The organism is Nocardioides xinjiangensis (assembly GCF_017916455.1).
Classification (GTDB): Bacteria; Actinomycetota; Actinomycetes; order Propionibacteriales; family Nocardioidaceae; genus Nocardioides; species Nocardioides xinjiangensis.
Genome location: NZ_JAFMSY010000001.1, coordinates 1,434,072 through 1,452,143, shown reverse-complemented (window position 1 = coordinate 1,452,143; position 18,072 = coordinate 1,434,072). Strand labels below are relative to the sequence as shown.

Here is an 18,072-nt window from a genome sequence, read left to right as displayed (position 1 = left end):
AGGGGGGCCGGCAGCCCGAGCTCGCCCAAATCCTCAAAGTTGAGGGGAATCGACTCAACTCCTGGCGCGTTGACCGAGGTGGGACCAGAGTGGTCCCCGCAGATCCGTCCGTGACCCAGGAGACTGAGTTGAGCCAGTTCGGTGCCGAGAAGTTCACCACCCGCAGCCGCGAGGTCATCGAGGCTGCCCAGCTCGCCGCCACCACCGGCGGCAACAGCACCACCGAGCCGATCCACCTGCTCGTCGCCCTGCTCCGGCAGGAGGACGGCGCCACCCGCAGCCTCGTGCAGAAGGCCGGCGTGGACCCGGCCACGCTGCTCGCGCAGGCCGAGGGCGTCCAGCAGCAGCTGCCCCGCGCGACCGGCTCGACCGTCCAGCAGCCCGCCGCGTCCGCTGCCCTGACCCGTGTGCTCGCGTCGTCGCTCGACCTCGCGGGGTCGATGAAGGACGACTACGTCGCCACCGACCACCTGCTCGTCGCCATCGCGACCGTCGAGTCGCCGGCGCAGAGGGTGCTCACCGACGCGGGCCTCACCGCCGCCGGGCTGCGCGAGGCGATCACCGCCGTGCGCGGCAGCCGGCGGGTGACCAGCGAGAGCGCCGAGGCGTCGTACGAGTCGCTGGAGAAGTTCTCCGTCGACCTCACCCAGGCGGCGGAGGACGGCCGGCTCGACCCCGTCATCGGTCGCGACGCCGAGATCCGCCGGGTCATCCAGGTGCTGTCGCGACGCACCAAGAACAACCCCGTCCTCATCGGCGAGCCCGGCGTCGGCAAGACCGCCGTCGTCGAGGGCCTCGCCCAGCGCGTGGTGGCCGGCGACGTGCCCGACTCGCTGAAGGGCCGGCGCGTGCTCGCGCTCGACCTGGCCGCGATGGTGGCGGGCGCGAAGTACCGCGGCGAGTTCGAGGAGCGGCTCAAGGCCGTGCTCGAGGAGATCAAGGACGCCGGCGGTCAGGTCATCACGTTCATCGACGAGCTGCACACGGTCGTCGGCGCGGGCGCCGGCGGCGACTCCGCGATGGACGCCGGCAACATGCTCAAGCCGATGCTCGCCCGCGGCGAGCTGCACATGATCGGCGCGACGACGCTCGACGAGTACCGCGAGCGCATCGAGAAGGACCCCGCCCTGGAGCGCCGCTTCCAGCAGGTCTTCGTCGGCGAGCCCAGCGTCGAGGACACCATCCAGATCCTGCGCGGCATCCAGGAGAAGTACGAGGCCCACCACGGCGTGCGCATCACCGACGCCGCGCTCGTCGCCGCCGCCACGCTGTCCGACCGCTACATCACCGGCCGGCAGCTGCCCGACAAGGCCATCGACCTCATCGACGAGGCCGCGTCGCGGCTGCGGATGGAGCACGAGTCCTCGCCCGAGGAGATCGACGTGCTGCGCCGCCAGGTCGACCGGCTCAAGATGGAGCAGTTCGCGCTCGAGAAGGAGACCGACCCCGCGTCCGTCGAGCGGCTGCAGGTCCTGCAGAAGGACCTCGCCGACCGCGAGGAGGAGCTGCGCGGCCTCGAGGCCCGCTGGGAGCGCGAGAAGGACCAGCTGCAGGGCGAGGGCGAGCTGCGCCGCCAGCTCGACCAGCTGAAGATCGAGGCCGAGAAGAAGCTGCGCGAGGGCGACCTCGCGGGCGCCTCCGAGATCCAGTACGGCAAGATCCCCGAGCTCGAGAAGCAGATCGCCGAGGTCGAGAAGAATGAGCAGGCCGACCTGGAGCCGCTGGTGGGCGAGGAGGTCGGCGCCGAGCAGATCGCCGACGTCGTCGAGGCGTGGACCGGCATCCCGACCGGCAAGATGCTGCAGGGCGAGACCGCCAAGCTGCTCGAGATGGAGAAGGTCATCGGCCAGCGGTTGATCGGGCAGCGCGAGGCGGTCGAGGCCGTCAGCGACGCCGTACGCCGCTCGCGCGCCGGCATCTCCGACCCCAACCGGCCGACCGGGTCCTTCCTGTTCCTCGGACCCACCGGCACCGGCAAGACCGAGCTCGCCAAGTCGCTCGCCGACTTCCTGTTCGACGACGAGCGCGCCATCGTGCGCATCGACATGAGCGAGTACAGCGAGAAGCACTCGGTCTCGCGGCTCGTCGGCGCCCCGCCCGGCTACGTCGGCTACGACGAGGGCGGCCAGCTGACCGAGGCGGTGCGGCGCCGGCCCTACAGCGTGGTGCTGCTCGACGAGGTCGAGAAGGCGCACCCGGAGGTCTTCGACATCCTCCTGCAGGTGCTCGACGACGGCCGGCTCACCGACGGCCAGGGCCGCACGGTGGACTTCCGCAACACGCTGCTCATCCTGACCTCCAACCTCGGCTCGAACTTCCTCGTCGACCCCCTGATGGAGCCGACGGTGAAGAAGGAGTCGGTGATGGGCGTGGTGCGGGCGCACTTCAAGCCCGAGTTCCTCAACCGGCTCGACGAGGTCGTGATGTTCGAGGCGCTGACCAAGGACGACCTCGCCCACATCGTCGACCTCCAGCTCGCGCTGCTGGAGAAGCGCCTCGCCGTCCGGCGGATCACGATCTCGGTGACCGACGCGGCGCGGGCGTGGCTGGCCGAGACGGGCTACGACCCGGCGTACGGCGCCCGGCCGCTGCGGCGGCTGATCCAGTCCGCGATCGGTGACCCGCTCGCCCGGATGCTGATCGCCGGCACGGTGACGGACGGAGGCTCCGTCACGGTCGACGTCGGGGACGAGGGCCTGGCCCTAACCTGATCCCGGGCGGCCGTCCGAATCTCGGGCGGTGGAACACGCTGGGCGCCGGTCCGCGCCGGCGCCTAGCGTGCAGCCGTGACGGGAAGCAGGCTGGTCGACCGCAGCCCGGTCGGCACCGCCCGGCGATGGGCGATGCTCGCGGCGAGCACGGCGGCGCAGGCAGCCGCAGCCGTGATGACCAACGGCGCGGTCTTCCTCATCCCGGCGCTGCACGACCAGCGCGGCATGGGCCTCGCGGAGGCCGGCCTCGTGACGGCGGCTCCGATGGTCGGCGTGATGCTGACGCTCGTCGCCTGGGGCTGGTTCACCGACCGGCGCGGTGAACGACTGGCACTGCTCGCCGGCCTGGGCCTCGCGACGCTGGCCGGTCTGCTGGCCGTCGCGGCGTCCGACGGCGCGCTCCTCGCCGCTGCGCTCTTCCTCGGCGGGGCTGCCGCTGCCTCGACGAACGCCGCGTCGGGACGCGTCGTGGCCGGCTGGTTCCCGCCGCGGCGGCGCGGGCTGGCGATGGGCATCCGCCAGATGGCCCAGCCGGTCGGCGTGGGCGTCGCTGCCCTGACCGTGCCCGTCGTCGCCCATGCCGAAGGCGTGCGTGCCGCGCTCTGGGTGCCCACGATCGCCTGCGCCGCCGCGGCCGTCGTCGTCGCGCTGGTCGTGCTGGATCCGCCGCGGACCGCTCCGGAGGCAGGAGCCGCCCCGAATCCCTACCACCGCGACCGCTACCTCGCCCGGATCCACGGTGTCTCGGTCCTGCTCGTGGTGCCCCAGTTCGTCGTCTGGACCTTCGCGCTGGTGTGGCTCATCCAGGAGCGGGGCTGGGAGCCCGCCGCGGCCGGGTCGCTCGTCGCGAGCACGCAACTGCTCGCGGCGCTCGGCCGCATCGGGGCGGGTCAGCTCTCCGACCACGTGGCGTCGCGGATGCGCCCGCTGCGGTGGGTCGCGATCGCGGCGGGCCTGTCGATGGCGCTGCTCGGCCTCGCGGCCGGCGTCGACGCAGCGGTCGCCGTGCCGCTCCTCGTCGTCGCGACGATCATCACCGTCGCCGACAACGGCCTGGCGTTCACGGCCGTCGCCGAGCGCGCCGGGCCGAGCTGGTCAGGTCGCGCGCTGGGCGTGCAGAACACCGCCCAGTTCCTCGCGGCGGCGCTCGTGCCGCCGATCGGCGGGCTCGCCGTCGCGAGTGCGGGGTACGCCGGCACGTTCGCGCTCGCGGCGCTGTTCCCGCTGGTGGCGGTGGCCCTGGTGCCCGTGGTCCACGAGCGACCGCTGGGCTGAGGCCCCTCGAGCGGTGCAGGCGGGCGCGGGCGGGTGCCGGGGCGGCCGGTGCGCAGTTGGCCGCTGGGGGATGCTGTCAGGGTGAGCACCCTGACCGACGCCGCGCGCCCGTGGTGGAAGCTGCGGGACACGCCGGTGCCGGGCGGCGTGCCCGACCTAGCGAAGGCGCTGCTCTGGACGGAGCTGGCGCTCGTGCTGCTCCTCTCCCTCGGCCGCAGTGCGGTCTACTCGGTCGTCAGCATCGTCTCGGCGCTCACCGCGCCCGGGCCGCTGTCCGCGCAAGCGGCGACCCTCAACAACTCGCTCGCGCCGGACCGGCCGTGGCTCGACCTGACCTACCAGCTGCTGCGGATCGCCTTCGCGCTCGTGCCCGTCGCCCTGGCGGCGTACCTCCTCGTGCGCTCCGGCACCCGTCTGCGCGACGTCTGGGCCCGCGACGGCGGCTGGAGCACGGGGGCCGACTGGGGCCGCGGGGCCCTGCTGGCCGCGGGCGTCGGGTCGCTCGGCGTGGTGTTCTACCTTGCGACCTTCGCGCTCGGCACCAACCTCACCGTCGTCGCCCAGTCGTTGCCGGGGGAGTGGTGGCAGGTGCCGGTTCTGGTGCTCGCGGCCGCGGAGAACGCGGTGCTCGAGGAGCTGGTCGTGCTCGGCTTCGTGCAGGTGCGGCTGCGCCAGATCGGCTTCGGCGACTCCGCGGCGATCGGGCTCGCGGCGCTGCTGCGCGGCAGCTACCACCTCTACCAGGGGCTCGGCGGCTTCGTCGGCAACCTCGCGATGGGGCTGCTCTTCGGCTGGCTCTTCCGGCGCTGGGGACGGGTGCTGCCGTTCGTGGTGGCGCACACGCTGCTCGACGTGGGCGCGTTCGTGGGGTACGCCGCGCTCGCCGGGCGGGTCGACTGGCTGCCGACCCTGTGATGTCCGGACGTCCCACGGACGCGCGATGCCTCGCGCGTCCGTAGGACGTCCGCGTCTCAGCGGCGGACCTTGACCTTCCTCGAGGTGCGTGAGGCCTTCTCGTAGCCGGTGGCCTTGGTCGTGACGCGGACGGAGATCTTCGTGCCGCGGTCCTTGGGGCGGACGCGGTAGGTCGCCTTCCTGGCGCCCTTGATCTTCTTCCCGTTCTTCAGCCACTGGTAGCGCACCTTGACGCCCTTCTTGGCCGGCTTGGGCTTCCAGCCCTTCACCGTCACCGACAGGACCCGCCCGGCGCGGGGCACGCCGCTCAGCCTGGGTCGCGAGGTCCTGAACTGGGCCTTGCCGACGACGACGGGCGGCGTGGTGACCGCGACCGTCTGGTACCAGGGCGCCGAGCCGGACACCTGGAGGGTGAGGACCTTGCCGATGTCGCGGCGCGAGAGCCTGAAGGTGCTGCCCGTGGCGCCCGGGACGGCGACCCCGTCGAGCAGCCACTGGTAGCCCAGCGTGACGGCGGGCGCCCAGGGGGTCGAGGCGGCCGAGGCGGTGCCCTTGGAGCGGGCGCGCCCGGCGATGCTGACCTGCCCCGGGTAGATCTGCGACTGCCGGTAGTTCGCGACGGCACCGACCTGCTCGCTGATGGCGAGGGCGTTGTGTGCGGCGGGGGTGCCGGTGGGCCGGCCGCCGTAGGACACGCCGGGGTTCGAGAAGTAGCCGATGCGGGTGCAGTCGCTGCAGCTGTTCTGGTACGCCATCACCGTCACGAACTTCCCCGCCACGTCGACGTAGCCGCGGGCGTACGGCTTGCCGCCGGTGGGAGGAGCGGAGGCGCTGGCGTCGTGGTCGGCGCTGAGGTTGTGGCCGATCTCGTGCGCGAAGGTGAGGTTGCCGACGGCGCACCTGTCGGCCCACACCACCGTCCACGCGGCGCGCTCGGGGTCGTGCTGGGGGCTGGAGCCGCCGAGCGACCCGAGCCCGCAGGACGTCCCGGAGGGGTAGGTGCCGCCGAGCCAGAGGCTCACGAGGTCGGCGTGCGTCTCCTCGCGCAGTGCCTGCGCCTCGTCGAAGACGCCGTCACGGGGCGTCCCGAGCGCCGTGTAGTTGGCCATCAGGGTCGACGCCTGCGGAGCGGCGACCTGGCGGGTCCCGACGAGGCGCACCGTGGTGCCGACGCCCGAGGCGGCGAGGGCCTGGTTGGTCTGGGCGATGCCCTGGGCGAACATCGCCTCCATGGCGGGGGTGCCGAACTGCGCGGGGAGCGAGGCCGGGTAGACGATGGCCACGTCGATCACCGACGGAGCGTCCGCGGCGACCGGCGCCTCGGAGGCGTCGGTGCTGCGCGCGGCCCGACCGTCCGGCGCGCCGGCGTCCCCGGTGTCCTCTGCGTGCCCGGCATGCCCCGCGTGCCCGGCGTCCTCGGCGGCGTGGAGCGCGTGCTCGTCGCCCGGTCGTACGGCGTCGTCACCGGCCGCCGGGTTCGCCGGGACCTCGACGACCTCGTAGCCGCCGCTGCCGGTGCTGCGCACCTCGAAGGAGCCGTCCTCGGCGGACGTCACGCTGACGTGCGCGACGCCGTCGACCTCGACGGCGCTGAACGTGCCGGCCGTGCCGACGAGCGCGCCCGTCCACGAGGTGACGCCGTCCGCGGTGTCGCGGTCGGCGACGGCCGCGACGACGCTGGCGTCGCCGAACAGGTCGAGCCTGACCTGGTCGCCGGCTCGCACGCCGCGCAGCGCGGCGGTGTCGATGCGGACGGCCCGGGACCGCTCACCCGCGGCGCCCGGTGTGGCGCGCGCGGCCGGCGCGGCGCTGAGCAGCGCGACGGGACGGGCGTCCTCGTCGGCCGATGCGGTGGCCGTGGTGACGGGTGCGGTGGTGGCGGCCAGTGCGATGGCGCACAGGCCGGCCACGCCGACCGACAGCTTCGTGGTGCTGGACATGGGAGTCCCCCTTCTCTCTCGGGCCCTTCGTGCCCCCGGTGGGCGGGCCCAAACCCTCCGGTCCTGCCGGTCCTGCCGGTCCTGCTGGTCGTGCGGCCGGCTAGGACGGGACGGGCAGCGCCTCGTCGGTGCCGAGCCCCTGCAGCCGGTCGCGCCGGTCGCACAGGTCGGAGACGGTGCGCACGAAGCGCACCGTGCTCTCGCCCACCGCCAGGTCGTCGAAGTAGAAGCGGCGCAGCTGATGGCGGGCGAGCAGGTGCTCGTCCTGCTCCAGGCGGTCGGCCAGGAGGTCGGCGAGGTCGGCGACGGTCCGCGCCGTGACCACGTCGGCTCCTCGGCTCACCGGCACGTCGCGCGCGAACAGGGCGGCGTCGTCGTGCCGGTCGGTGAGCACCAGCGGCCGGTCCGTGCACAGGTAGAGCCAGTCGAGCCCCACCGAGGAGACGTCGCACACGAGCAGGTCGCAGTCCGACATCACGGCCAGGATGTCGCCCGACACGACGGCGGTGTGCCCGGCGGCCGGGTCCGCGGCGGCGGCCTGCTCGACGAGCTCGAGGACGGCCAGGTGCGCCTCGGCGACGGCGGGGGTGAGGCTGGTGACGATCTTCGGGTGCGGCTTGTAGACCAGGCGGGCCCCGGGCACCGCGAGCGCGGCCCGGACGATCTCCACGCCGAGCACGTCGAGCGACGTGTAGTCGTTGTAGTCGGCGTCCCCCTCCCAGGTCGGTGCGTAGAGGATCGTGCGCCGGTCCGAGCGCTCGATCAGCGGCCGTCGGGGCAGGTCGAGCTGCGGTCGGCCCACGCGCACCAGCCGGGAGGTGTCGAGCTCCATCAGCGCCTCGGTGTGCCGGCGCACGGCCGCCTCGCCGGCGACCAGCACGCGGTCGTAGGCCTTGGCGTTGTTGCTGGCCATGCTGTGCTTGTCGCTCTCGCCGTGGTTGATGTGCACGTGGAGCATCCGGCTGTCGACGAGGGAGGCGAAGTTGGTGGGGGAGTTGTTGACGTAGAGCACCACCTTCGCGTCGAGCTCGGCGTAGGCCTCCATCAGCTCGGGGTAGGACTCCGCGGTGACCACGGGCAGGCGGGTGCTGCCGTCGAGCAGCCTGGCGACGGCGGGGTCGCGCAGCACGACGGTGACCGGGCGGGTGGCGTCGAGCACGGCCAGCACGTCGAGCCACTGGACGAGCTGGTAGGCCCGGGAGGGGTCCTCGCCGAAGTAGACCAGGACGTGCGCGTCGTTCACGGCGCGAATCCTAGGAGGGCGCGCGGATCAGTCCGGAACCAGGACCCCGGGGCTCATCAGGCCCTCCGGGTCGAGCGCCCGCTTGACCGCCCACATCAGGTCGACCTCGACGTCGGACTTGTACGACGCCGCGGCCGCCGCCTTCGTCCGGCCGAGGCCGTGCTCGGCGCTGATGGAGCCGTCGGCCGCGGCCACCGCGTCGTAGATCGCCGTGGACAGCTGGGCGGCCGCCGCCCGGAGGTCGTCGTCGCGACCCACCGGCGCGTTCAGGTTGTAGTGCAGGTTGCCGTCGCCGACGTGGCCGTAGGTCACCGGCCGCACACCCGGCAGGATCTGCTGCAGCCGCGGGCCCATGGCGTCGGTCCAGGCGGCGAGGTCGGCGATCGGCAGGGTGACGTCGTGCTTCAGGGTGGCCCCCTCGACCTTCTGCACCTCGGAGATGCCCTCGCGCAGCGACCAGAGCGCCGAGCGCTGCGCGCGGCTGCCGGCGATCGCGGCGTCGGTGGCCAGCCCCGTCTCGACCGCCTCCCCGAGGACCGCCTCGAGGGTGTCGTCGAGCCCGTGGTCCGCCTCGGTCGCGGCGAGCTCGACGAGGACGTACCAGTCGCTCGGCTCGTCGAGCGGGTCGACGGCGCCCGGCAGGTGGGCGAGGACGAGGTCGAGGGCCTGCCGGTTGGCGATCTCGAAGGTGGTGAGGTGGGCCCCCGCCCGCTCCTGGGCGACCGCGAGCAGCGCCACCGCGGCCGCGACGTCGGGTACCGCCACCCAGGCGGTGGCGTGCCGCGGGGTGGCCGGGAAGAGCCGGAGGACCGCCCCGGTGATCACGCCGAGCGTGCCCTCCGACCCGACGAACAGCTGGGTGAGGTCGTAGCCGGTGTTGTCCTTGCGCAGGCCTCGCAGCCCGTCCCACACCCGCCCGTCGGGGAGCACGACCTCCAGGCCCAGCACCAGCTCGCGGGTCATCCCGTAGCGCAGCACCGCGGTGCCGCCCGCGTTGGTGGCGAGGTTGCCGCCGATCGTGCAGCTGCCCTCGGAGCCCAGTGACATCGGGAAGAGCCGACCGGCCGCCTCCGCCGCGGCCTGCACGTCCGCCAGCACCACCCCGGCGTCGACGGTGACCGTGCCCGCGACCGGGTCGACGGCACGGACGGTCCGCATCCGGCCGAGGGAAAGCACCACCTGGCTGCCGGAGCCGTCCGGCACGCCGCCGCCGACCAGTCCGGTGTTGCCGCCCTGCGGGACGATCGGCGCGCGTGCCCCGCGACAGGCGCGCACGACCGCCGCCACCTCGTCGGTGGAGCCGGGGCGCACGACCGCGAGCGCGCGCCCCGTGTGGACGCCGGTCCAGTCGACGACGTACGCCGCGACGTCCTCGGGGTCGGTCAGGACGTGGGCGTCGCCGACAGCGGCGCGCAGCTGCTCGAGCAGGTCGGTCACGGTGGTCTCCTCGGTGGGTCTCAGCCCAGCAGCACCGCGACGAGCAGCGCGGTGGGCAGCGAGGCCAGGGTGGTGATCAGGATGGTCTCGCGTGCGACGTCCTCGCCCACGCGGTAGCGGGTGGCGTGCAGGAAGATGTTCTGCGCGGTGGGCAGGGCGGCGGTGATGACCACGCCGAGCAGGACCGGGCCGTCGAGCCCGAGGCCGACGCCGACGAGCCAGGCGACGACCGGCATGACCGCCATCTTGAGGCCTGTGACGAGGAGGACCTCGCCGTTGTGGCCGGCCCTGCCGACGGGCGGGCTCAGCCGGAGCGCAGCGCCGTACGACATCAGCATGAGGGGGATCGCCGCGCCCGCGAGCAGCTCGAGCGGCGACAGCACCGGGGCGGGCAGGCGCCACCCGGTGACCGCGAGCACCAGGCCGAGGAGGGCGGCGACGGTGAGGGGGTTGGTGACGAGGCGGCGGACGGCGGCGCGCACGCCGTCGCCGCGGCCGGTGACCCGGTCGAGGACGACCAGCGCGACGGGCTGCACGAGCAGCATCTGCACCAGCAGCGTCGGCACGACGACCGTGATGTCGCCGACGACGTAGGCCGCGATCGCGATGCCGAGGTTGCCGGCGTTGACGTAGGACGCCGACAGCGCCCCGATGAGCAGCGCGCCGGTGTCGAGGCGCCACCGCAGCCGGGCGATGGCGACGTACGCCCAGAAGCACGCGCCGAGCGAGACGCTCGAGGCGATTAGGTTGGCCGCGGCCGCCTCGAGGTGGACCTCGCTGATCGTCACCACCATCAGGGCCGGCGACGCCACGAAGAACGCGATCTCGCCGAGGGTGCGCTGCGAGCGGCTGTCGAGCACGCCGACGTGGGCCAGGGCGGCGCCGGCGGCGATGACGAGGAGGATCGTGGTGAAGCCGATCAGCAGACCCACGCGGGCTCCCTCTCCCTCTGCGCCGCACGGGGTATCGCGCGATGTCGAGCTCGTCTTGGACGCGACGACCGCCGCACGGCAAGGATGGCGCGGTGACCACCGACACCACGCACCAGGTCCGCGTCGTCCAGCTCGGCGGGCTCATGCCGTTCGTGCGCGAGTGGCTGACGGAGCGGTACGCCGCCCCGCGGCTCGCCGACCTCGCCGACCCGGCAGGCGTCGAGGTCGCGGTCGTGGGCGGCGGCGCGAAGGTGGGCGCGGCCGAGCTGGACGCGCTGCCGGACCTGCGGGCGATCGCCAACTTCGGCGTCGGCTACGACAACGTCGACGTGGCCGAGGCGACCCGCCGCGGCATCGTCGTGTCCAACACCCCCGACGTGCTGACCGACGCCGTCGCCGACCTGGCGGCCGCCCTGGTCGTCGACGTGCTGCGCGGGATCACCGCGGCGGACCGGTTCGTCCGCAGCGGCGCGTGGTCGCGCGGCGAGCGGGTGCCGCTGACCCGGGACGTGCGGGGCTCGGTGGTCGGCGTGCTCGGCCTCGGCCGCATCGGCACCGCCGCCGCCGAGCGGCTGGAGGCCTTCGGGGCCGAGATCCACTACCACTCCCGCAGCCGCAAGGCCGTCGCGTGGGCCTACCACCCGAGCCCCGTCGAGCTCGCCGCCGCGAGCGACGTGCTGGTGGTCCTCACGCCCGGCGGAGCGGGTACCGACAAGCTCGTCGACGCAGCGGTCCTCGACGCGCTGGGCCCCGAGGGCTACCTCGTCAACGTCGCGCGGGGCTCGGTCGTCGACGAGGACGCGCTGGTGGCCGCGCTCGAGGACGGCCGGATCGCCGGGGCCGGGCTCGACGTCTTCGCCGACGAGCCGCACGTGCCCGAGGCGCTGCTGCGGCGCGACGACGTGGTGCTGCTGCCGCACGTCGGCAGTGCGACCACCGAGACCCGGGAGGCGATGGGCCGGCTCGTGCTCGCCAACATCGACGCCTTCCTCGAGCGCGGCGAGCTGGTCACCCCCGTCGGATGAGGTCATCGGTCCCGCAGCCGTGCGTGCTCGGGCGTGAGGTCGGCGATCGTGGGCGTGCCGAGCATGCACATCGCGCGGCGCATCTCCTCGGCGAGCAGGTCGAGCACGTGGGTCACGCCGCGCTCCCCACCGACCATCAGGCCGTAGAGGTAGGCCCGGCCGACCATCACGCCGGTGGCGCCGAGGGCCACCGCCGCCACCACGTCGCCCCCGCTGCGCACGCCCGAGTCCAGCCAGACCTCCGTGCGGCCTGAGACCGCCTCGACGACCTGCGGGAGCAGCTCCAGGGGAACCGGGGCGCGGTCGAGCTGGCGTCCGCCGTGGTTGGACAGCACGATGGCGTCCGCCCCGGCGTCGACCGCGGCGACAGCGTCGCCGACCGACTGGACGCCCTTGACCACGACGGGGCCATCCCACCGCTCGCGCAGCCACGTGACATCCGCGGGGCGGATCTGCTGCTCGCGCAGCTGGTTGGACATGCCCCAGCGGGCGTACTCCGAGCCCGCCGGGAAGGTCGCGAAGCTCAGCGGCTCGGTCGTGAGTATGTCGGCGACCCAGCGAGGGTGCCTGGCCATCCCGGCCATCGTGCGCGCCGTGAGCTGTGGCGGGATCGCGAAGCCGTTCAGCTTGTCCTTGCGCTTCATCCCGGTGACCGTCGTGTCGATGGTGAGCACCAGCGCCTCGAACCCCTGGGCGCGCGCCTCGTCGAGGTGCGCCCCGGTGACCGCGCGGTCCTTCATCAGGTACACCTGGAACCAGTTGCGACCGCCCGGTGCGGCCCGCGCGACGTCGGTGATCGAGGTCGTGGCGTAGGTCGAGAGGGTGTACGGCAGCCCGGCGCGCTCCGCCGCAGCCGCGACGGCCCGCTCCCCGGTGTGGTGGCCCAGGCGCGTGTACCCGGTCGGGGCCAGCGCGATCGGGGCCGCTGCCGGGCGCCCGAGGAGCGTGGTCGCGAGTTCGGGCTCGGCTACCTGGCTGAAGGCGGTCGGGCGGAGCTCGACGCGGTCGAAGGCGTCGCGGTTGCGGCGCATGGCGATCTCCGAGTCCGACCCGCCGGCGACGTAGTCCCAGACCGCGCCGGGCACCCGGCGGCGCGCGAGGCGCTCGACGTCGTCGACCGACAGGCAGCGCGCGAGCCGGCGGCGTACGACGTCGCGCTCGAGCGGTCGCGGACGGAGGAAGGGCTCGAGGTCCCGCCACCGCGGGACCTGGCGGCGGCTGCTGAGCTGCGTCATCGGTGGGCTCCTCGCGGGACGGGGTTGACTGACTCATGTAACAAGTTGCACACTCATCATACAAGTCAGGCTCGACCCGAGGAACCCCCATGACCCAGACCGCCACCCCGCCGGCACCGACCCCGACCGGCACCGGTGACCGCATCCGGAGCATCACGCTCTCCCACGTGGTGCTCCCCCTGCCGACCCCGGTGAGCGACGCCAAGGTGCTCACCGGTCGCCAGAAGCCACTCACCGAGACGGTCATGCTCTTCGTCGAGCTCACCACCGAGCAGGGTTTCGAGGGCATGGGGTTCAGTTACTCGAAGCGGGCGGGCGGCCGCGCGCAGTACGCCCACCTCAAGGAGGTCGTCGACGTCGCCATCGGTCAGGACCCGAGCGACATCGCGAAGATCTACGAGTCGCTGATGTGGGCCGGGGCCTCGGTGGGCCGCTCGGGTGTCGCGACGCAGGCCGTGGCTGCGCTCGACGTGGCGCTCCACGACCTCAAGGCCCGCCGTGCCGGCCTGCCTCTGGCCAAGCTGCTCGGGGCGCACCGCGACTCGTGCCGCGTCTACAACACCTCGGGCGGCTTCCTCCAGGCCTCGGTCGAGGAGATCAAGGACAAGGCCACCGCCTCGCTCGCCTCCGGCATCGGCGGCATCAAGATCAAGGTCGGCCAACCCGACTGGCGCGAGGACCTGCGCCGGGTGGCCGCCCTGCGCGAGCACCTCGGCGACGGTCCGCTCATGGTCGACGCCAACCAGCAGTGGGACCGCGCCCGCGCCCGCCGGATGTGCCGCGAGCTCGAGCGGTTCGACCTCGTCTGGATCGAGGAGCCGCTCGACGCCTGGGACCACACCGGCCACGCCGACCTGTCGCAGGCCTTCGACACCCCGATCGCGACGGGTGAGATGCTGACCTCGGTCGACGAGCACATGGGCCTGGTCGACGCCGGCTACCGCGGCATCGTGCAGCCCGACGCGCCGCGCATCGGCGGCATCACGCCGTTCCTCCGCTTCGCCACGCTCGCCGCGCACCGCCGCCTCGACCTCGCGCCGCACTACGCGATGGAGATCCACCTCCACCTCGCGGCGACGTACCCCACCGAGCCGTGGGTCGAGCACTTCGAGTGGCTCAACCCGCTCTTCGAGGAGCGCATCGACATCCGCGACGGCCGGATCTTCGTGCCGGACCGCCCGGGCCTCGGCTTCACGCTGACCGAGGAGATGCGCTCGCTCACCGTGGAGACCGCTACCTTCGGCGCGTGACCACCACGCTCGCCCAGCGCGTGGTCGCCGGCCTCAAGGACAAGATCCTGGCCGGCGACCTCGCCCCGGGCGCCAAGCTGCCCTCCGAGGCCGAGCTCATCGAGGAGTACGCCGTCTCCCGCACCGTGGTGCGCGAGGCGGTGACCCGGCTCCGGGCCGAGGGGCTGGTGGAGACCCAGCAGGGCCGCGGGTCCTTCGTGCTCGCGGTGCCCGAGGCCTCGTCGTTCAGCGTCGAGGCGTCCGCCATCCGCACGCACGCCGACGTGCTGGCGATGCTCGACTTCCGCATCGGCGTCGAGAGCGAGGCGGCCGCGCTGGCGGCGGTGCACCACACGTCGGCCGACGCCACCTCGATCGAGGAGGCGCTCTCCGGCTTCGTCCGTTCCGGGCACGAGGGCGCGGTCGAGGCGGACTTCGCCTTCCACCTCGCCGTCGCCCGAGCGACCGGCAACCGCTTCTACGTCGACCTGATGGGCTCGCTCGGCCCGATGATGATCATGCTGCCGCGCACCCGCCTGGGCGAGGCGTACTCCATGACCGACGCCACCCACGTCGAGCGCGTCCAGCGTGAGCACGACAACGTCGCCGCAGCCGTGCTCGCGGGCGACGCGGAGACCGCACGGGCGGCGATGCGGCTGCACCTGGGGAACACCCGCCGCCGCGTCACCTGAGCAGGGGCGACTGGGCGCCTGCGTCCCCACATCGCGGCCCGAGTGGGCGCGTGCGTCCCAGCATCGCGGCCCGAGTGGGCGCGTGCGTCCCAGCATTGGGGGCCGAGTGGGCGCTTGTGTCCCAGCGAACTACGGGACACTGGGGCCGCCTCGCCGCAAGGTGGCGGGACACTGGCGCCGACTCGCCCCGGGGTGGCGGGACACTGGCGCCGACTCGACGGGAGATCCCGGGACATTGGCGCCTGCTCGTCACCAGCGGGCGGTGTTCGGGGTGAAGTCCGGCCGGATCGAGCGCATGTAGACGGTGTCCTCCCGGCGGCGCACGCCGCAGGAGAGGTACAGCTCGTGCAGCTCGGCCAGCTTGTCGCGGTCGAGCTCGACGCCGAGACCCGGCGAGGTCGGCACGGCGACCGAACCTCCGGCGAACGCCAGGGCGTCGCCCGCGACGACGTCCTGCGTCTTCCACGGGTAGTGGGTGTCGCAGGCGTAGGTGAGGTTCGGCGTGGCCGCCGCCAGGTGCACCATCGCCGCGAGCGAGACGCCGAGGTGGGAGTTGCTGTGCATCGACAGCCCCAACCCCCAGACCTCGGTGATGCCGCCGAGCAGCGCGGACTTCCGCAGCCCGCCCCACAGGTGGTGGTCGGACAGCACGACCTGGACGGCGTCCTGGGCGATCGCGGGCGGCAGGTGCTCCATCGCGATCACGCACATGTTCGTCGCCAGCGGCACGTCGGTGCGCGCGGCGACGGCGGCCATGCCCTCGATGCCCGGCGTGGGGTCCTCGAGGTACTCCACGACGCCGGCCAGCCGGTCGGCGACCGCCACCGACGTCTCGACGGTCCACGCGCCGTTGGGGTCCAGTCGCAGCGGCAGGTCGGGGAAGGCGTCGCGCAGCGCCTCGACGGCGGCGCACTCCTCCTCGGGCGGGAGGACGCCGCCCTTGAGCTTGAGCGAGCCGAACCCCCAGCCGTCGACCATCCGGTGTGCCTGCGCGACGACCTGGTCGGGCGTCAGCGCCTCGCCCCACGCGTCGTCGGGACGTCCGGGATGACCGGCCCACTTGTAGAACAGGTAGCCGCTGAACGGGACGCGCTCGCGAACGGCGCCGCCGAGCAGGTCGCTCACCGGCACGCCGGTTGCGCGTCCCTGCAGGTCGAGACAGGCGACCTCGAAGGGGGAGCAGACGGTGTCGACGGCGGAGCCGACGTCGAGCATGCCTCCGAACGACGCGCCGCCTCCGCCGGTCTCCCGCCCGAGCACGTCGGTGACGAGGCGGCGCAGGCCGTGCAGGTCGTACGGGTCGTGGCCGGGCAGCGCGGCGGCGACGGCCTGCAGCCGGGCCAGGTGCGTCTCGTCGGCGTACGTCTCGCCCAGGCCGAGCAGGCCCGAGTCGGTGTGCAGCTCGAGGATGGCGCGCAGGGCGTACGGCTGGTGGACGCCGACGACGTTGAGCAGCGGCGGGTCCTCGAAGGCGACCGGGGTGACGACGACCCGGGAGATGCGGCTGCGGCTGACCCCGGGGGTCACTTCGCCGGCTTCACGGCGAGGATCGGCACGTCGAGGTCGAGCAGCAGGCGCTGGGCGTCGCTGCCGGTGACGAGCTTGCCGACCGGCGAGCGCCGGCGCAGCCCGATGACCACGAGCCGCGCGGAGGCGGCCGCCACCACCCGCTCGAAGGTCTCGACGAGGTCGTCGCCGTGGTCGGCGTGGTCGACCCTGGCCGTCACCCCGACCGCGGCGGCGCGGGCGACCAGCTCGTCGGCCGCGGCGGTGTCGATGAGGTCGGCGTCGACGGTGCTGCGCCGGCGCGGGCTGTTGAGGATCACGACCTCCTCGCCGTGGGCGGCGGCCTCGGCGAGCCCGGCCTCCAGGGCCGCCGCGCCGACGGCGCTGGGTACGTAGCCGATCACGATGGTCATCGCAGGGAGTCCTCTCGCTGGGTGTTCGGGTGGGGGGTCGCGGTGCGGCGGCGGCGCACGGCCTGGACGATCGGGAGCACGGCGGCGAGGACGAACAGAGCCAGGATGGTGCCCGAGATCGGTCGGGTGACGAAGCCGGTGGGGTCTCCCTCGAAGATCAGCAGGGCCCGCCGGACGTTGTTCTCCAGCAGCGCGCCGAGAACGAAGGCCAGCACCATGGGGCCGGGCTCGAAGCCGACCTTCTTCATCAGGTAGCCCAGGACGCCGAAGACGATCATCACGAAGATGTCGAACACGGAGTTGTTGATCGTGTAGACGCCGAGGATCGTGATCAGGGCGGTGATCGGCGCCAGGATCGCGGGACGCACCCGCAGGATCCGCACGAAGATCCCCACCAGCGGCAGGCTCAGGACCAGCAGCAGCAGGTTGCCGATGTACATCGAGTTCACCACGCCCCAGAACAGGTCCGGCCGCTCCTCGAGCAGCTGCGGTCCCGGCGTGATGCCCAGGACGAGCAGGGCGGCGAACAGCATGCCCATCGAGGCGTTCGCCGGGATGCCGAGGGTGAGCAGCGGGATGAACGACGACGTCGCCGCCGCGTTGTTGGCGGTCTCCGGCGCCGCCACGCCCTCGATCGCACCGCGCCCGAACCGCTCGGGCGTCTTCGACACGCGCTTCTCGGTGGCGTACGCCGCGAGCGAGGCCATCACGGCGCCGCCGCCGGGCAGCACGCCGAGGAAGAATCCCAGCGCCGAGCCCCGCCCGATGGCGGGGGCGGCCTGCCGGAGCTCCGTGCGCGAGGGCCAGACGTTGGCGACCGCGGCGGGCACGTGCACCTTCCCGTGCCGCTCCTCGAGGTTGTAGAGGATCTCGCCGACGCCGAAGAGGCCCATCGCGACGACCACGAAGTCGAGCCCGTCGGCGAGCTGGAGGCTGTCGAAGGTGAAGCGCTGGGAGTTGTTGAAGCTGTCGCGGCCGACGGTCGCGAGGAGCAGGCCCACCGACGCGGCGATCAGCGCCTTGACGGGGTGGCCGCTGCCGATGGTCGCGATCAGCAGGACGCCGAGCAGCGCCAGCGCGGCGTACTCGGCGGGGCCGAAGTCCAGCGCCCAGCCGGCCACGATCGGGGCGGTGAGGCTGAGCGCGACGATGGAGACCGTGGCGCCGACGAAGGAGCCGATCGCGGCGATGCCGAGCGCGGTGCCGGCCTTGCCCTGCTTGGCGAGGGCGAAGCCGTCGAAGACGGTCACCACCGACGACGCCTCGCCGGGCAGCCGGAGGAGCACGGAGGTGATGGTGCCGCCGTACTGGGCGCCGTAGTAGATCCCGGCGAGCATGATGACCGCCGCCACCGGGTCGACGGTCACGACGATGGGCAGCAGGATCGCCATCGTCGCGGCCGGGCCGAGGCCGGGCAGCACGCCGATGAGCATGCCGATGAGCACGCCGATCAGGCAGTAGAGCAGGTTGCCCGGCTGGGTGACGACGGAGAAGCCGTCGAGGAACGCGTCCATGTGTC

The 18,072-nt window shown here is 73.2% G+C and carries 14 protein-coding genes; 6 read left to right on the top strand and 8 right to left on the bottom strand.

The window, feature by feature from the left end; genetic code table 11:
- Window positions 1-128: 128 nt before the first annotated feature.
- The 3 genes from clpB (at window position 129) to J3P38_RS06890 (ending at window position 4,901) form a co-directional block, all read left to right on the top strand.
- Window positions 129-2,711 (top strand): ATP-dependent chaperone ClpB, encoded by a 2,583-nt coding sequence (clpB, locus tag J3P38_RS06900; protein ID WP_210503070.1) that lies wholly within the window; start codon window positions 129-131, stop codon window positions 2,709-2,711.
- 75 nt (window positions 2,712-2,786) lie between these two features.
- Window positions 2,787-3,986 carry an MFS transporter gene (locus J3P38_RS06895; protein WP_307807760.1) on the top strand — a complete coding sequence of 400 codons (1,200 nt, stop codon included), beginning with the start codon at window positions 2,787-2,789 and terminating at the stop codon, window positions 3,984-3,986.
- Window positions 3,987-4,067: 81 nt separating this feature from the next.
- Window positions 4,068-4,901 (top strand): CPBP family intramembrane glutamic endopeptidase, encoded by an 834-nt coding sequence (locus J3P38_RS06890; protein WP_307807759.1) that lies wholly within the window; start codon window positions 4,068-4,070, stop codon window positions 4,899-4,901.
- 56 nt (window positions 4,902-4,957) lie between these two features.
- Here the strand turns inward: J3P38_RS06890 and J3P38_RS06885 are convergent, their stop codons facing one another.
- The 4 genes from J3P38_RS06885 to J3P38_RS06870 form a co-directional block, all read right to left on the bottom strand.
- Window positions 4,958-6,841 (bottom strand): reprolysin-like metallopeptidase, encoded by a 1,884-nt coding sequence (locus tag J3P38_RS06885; RefSeq protein WP_210503069.1) that lies wholly within the window; start codon window positions 6,839-6,841, stop codon window positions 4,958-4,960.
- 100 nt (window positions 6,842-6,941) lie between these two features.
- On the bottom strand, window positions 6,942-8,084 hold the full coding sequence (locus tag J3P38_RS06880; RefSeq protein ID WP_210439090.1) for a CDP-glycerol glycerophosphotransferase family protein: 1,143 nt from the start codon (window positions 8,082-8,084) through the stop codon (window positions 6,942-6,944).
- 27 nt (window positions 8,085-8,111) lie between these two features.
- Window positions 8,112-9,521 carry an FAD-binding oxidoreductase gene (locus tag J3P38_RS06875; RefSeq protein ID WP_210503068.1) on the bottom strand — a complete coding sequence of 470 codons (1,410 nt, stop codon included), beginning with the start codon at window positions 9,519-9,521 and terminating at the stop codon, window positions 8,112-8,114.
- A 20-nt stretch (window positions 9,522-9,541) separates the two neighbouring features.
- Window positions 9,542-10,453 (bottom strand): AEC family transporter, encoded by a 912-nt coding sequence (locus J3P38_RS06870; protein WP_210503067.1) that lies wholly within the window; start codon window positions 10,451-10,453, stop codon window positions 9,542-9,544.
- A 92-nt stretch (window positions 10,454-10,545) separates the two neighbouring features.
- On the opposite strand from J3P38_RS06870, the gene J3P38_RS06865 reads away from it, so the two are divergent.
- Window positions 10,546-11,478 carry a 2-hydroxyacid dehydrogenase gene (locus tag J3P38_RS06865; RefSeq protein WP_307807757.1) on the top strand — a complete coding sequence of 311 codons (933 nt, stop codon included), beginning with the start codon at window positions 10,546-10,548 and terminating at the stop codon, window positions 11,476-11,478.
- A 2-nt stretch (window positions 11,479-11,480) separates the two neighbouring features.
- Here the strand turns inward: J3P38_RS06865 and J3P38_RS06860 are convergent, their stop codons facing one another.
- Entirely contained in the window at window positions 11,481-12,713 is a 1,233-nt protein-coding gene (locus J3P38_RS06860; protein ID WP_210439083.1) for an alpha-hydroxy acid oxidase, read from the bottom strand.
- An 89-nt stretch (window positions 12,714-12,802) separates the two neighbouring features.
- Between J3P38_RS06860 and J3P38_RS06855 the strand changes: the two genes are divergently transcribed.
- Together J3P38_RS06855 and J3P38_RS18325 are read left to right on the top strand one after the other, a co-directional pair.
- Window positions 12,803-13,963, top strand: coding sequence for an L-talarate/galactarate dehydratase (locus J3P38_RS06855; protein ID WP_210439081.1), 1,161 nt, complete (start codon window positions 12,803-12,805; stop codon window positions 13,961-13,963).
- A complete protein-coding gene (locus tag J3P38_RS18325; RefSeq protein WP_210439080.1) occupies window positions 13,960-14,634 on the top strand; it encodes a FadR/GntR family transcriptional regulator in 675 nt (224 codons plus the stop codon). Before J3P38_RS06855 ends, J3P38_RS18325 begins: the two co-directional genes overlap by 4 nt.
- 249 nt (window positions 14,635-14,883) lie before the next feature.
- Here J3P38_RS18325 and J3P38_RS06845 read toward each other — a convergent pair whose 3' ends face one another.
- From J3P38_RS06845 to J3P38_RS06835, 3 genes are read right to left on the bottom strand one after another with little or no spacing between them, the layout of a single operon-like run.
- A complete protein-coding gene (locus J3P38_RS06845; RefSeq protein ID WP_210503066.1) occupies window positions 14,884-16,161 on the bottom strand; it encodes a glucarate dehydratase family protein in 1,278 nt (425 codons plus the stop codon).
- Entirely contained in the window at window positions 16,158-16,553 is a 396-nt protein-coding gene (locus tag J3P38_RS06840) for a universal stress protein (RefSeq protein WP_210439076.1), read from the bottom strand. The genes J3P38_RS06845 and J3P38_RS06840 overlap by 4 nt, the downstream gene beginning before the upstream one ends.
- Window positions 16,550-18,067, bottom strand: a complete 1,518-nt coding sequence (locus J3P38_RS06835; RefSeq protein WP_210439075.1) for a tripartite tricarboxylate transporter permease — start codon at window positions 18,065-18,067, stop codon at window positions 16,550-16,552. Before J3P38_RS06835 ends, J3P38_RS06840 begins: the two co-directional genes overlap by 4 nt.
- Window positions 18,068-18,072: the final 5 nt, after the last annotated feature.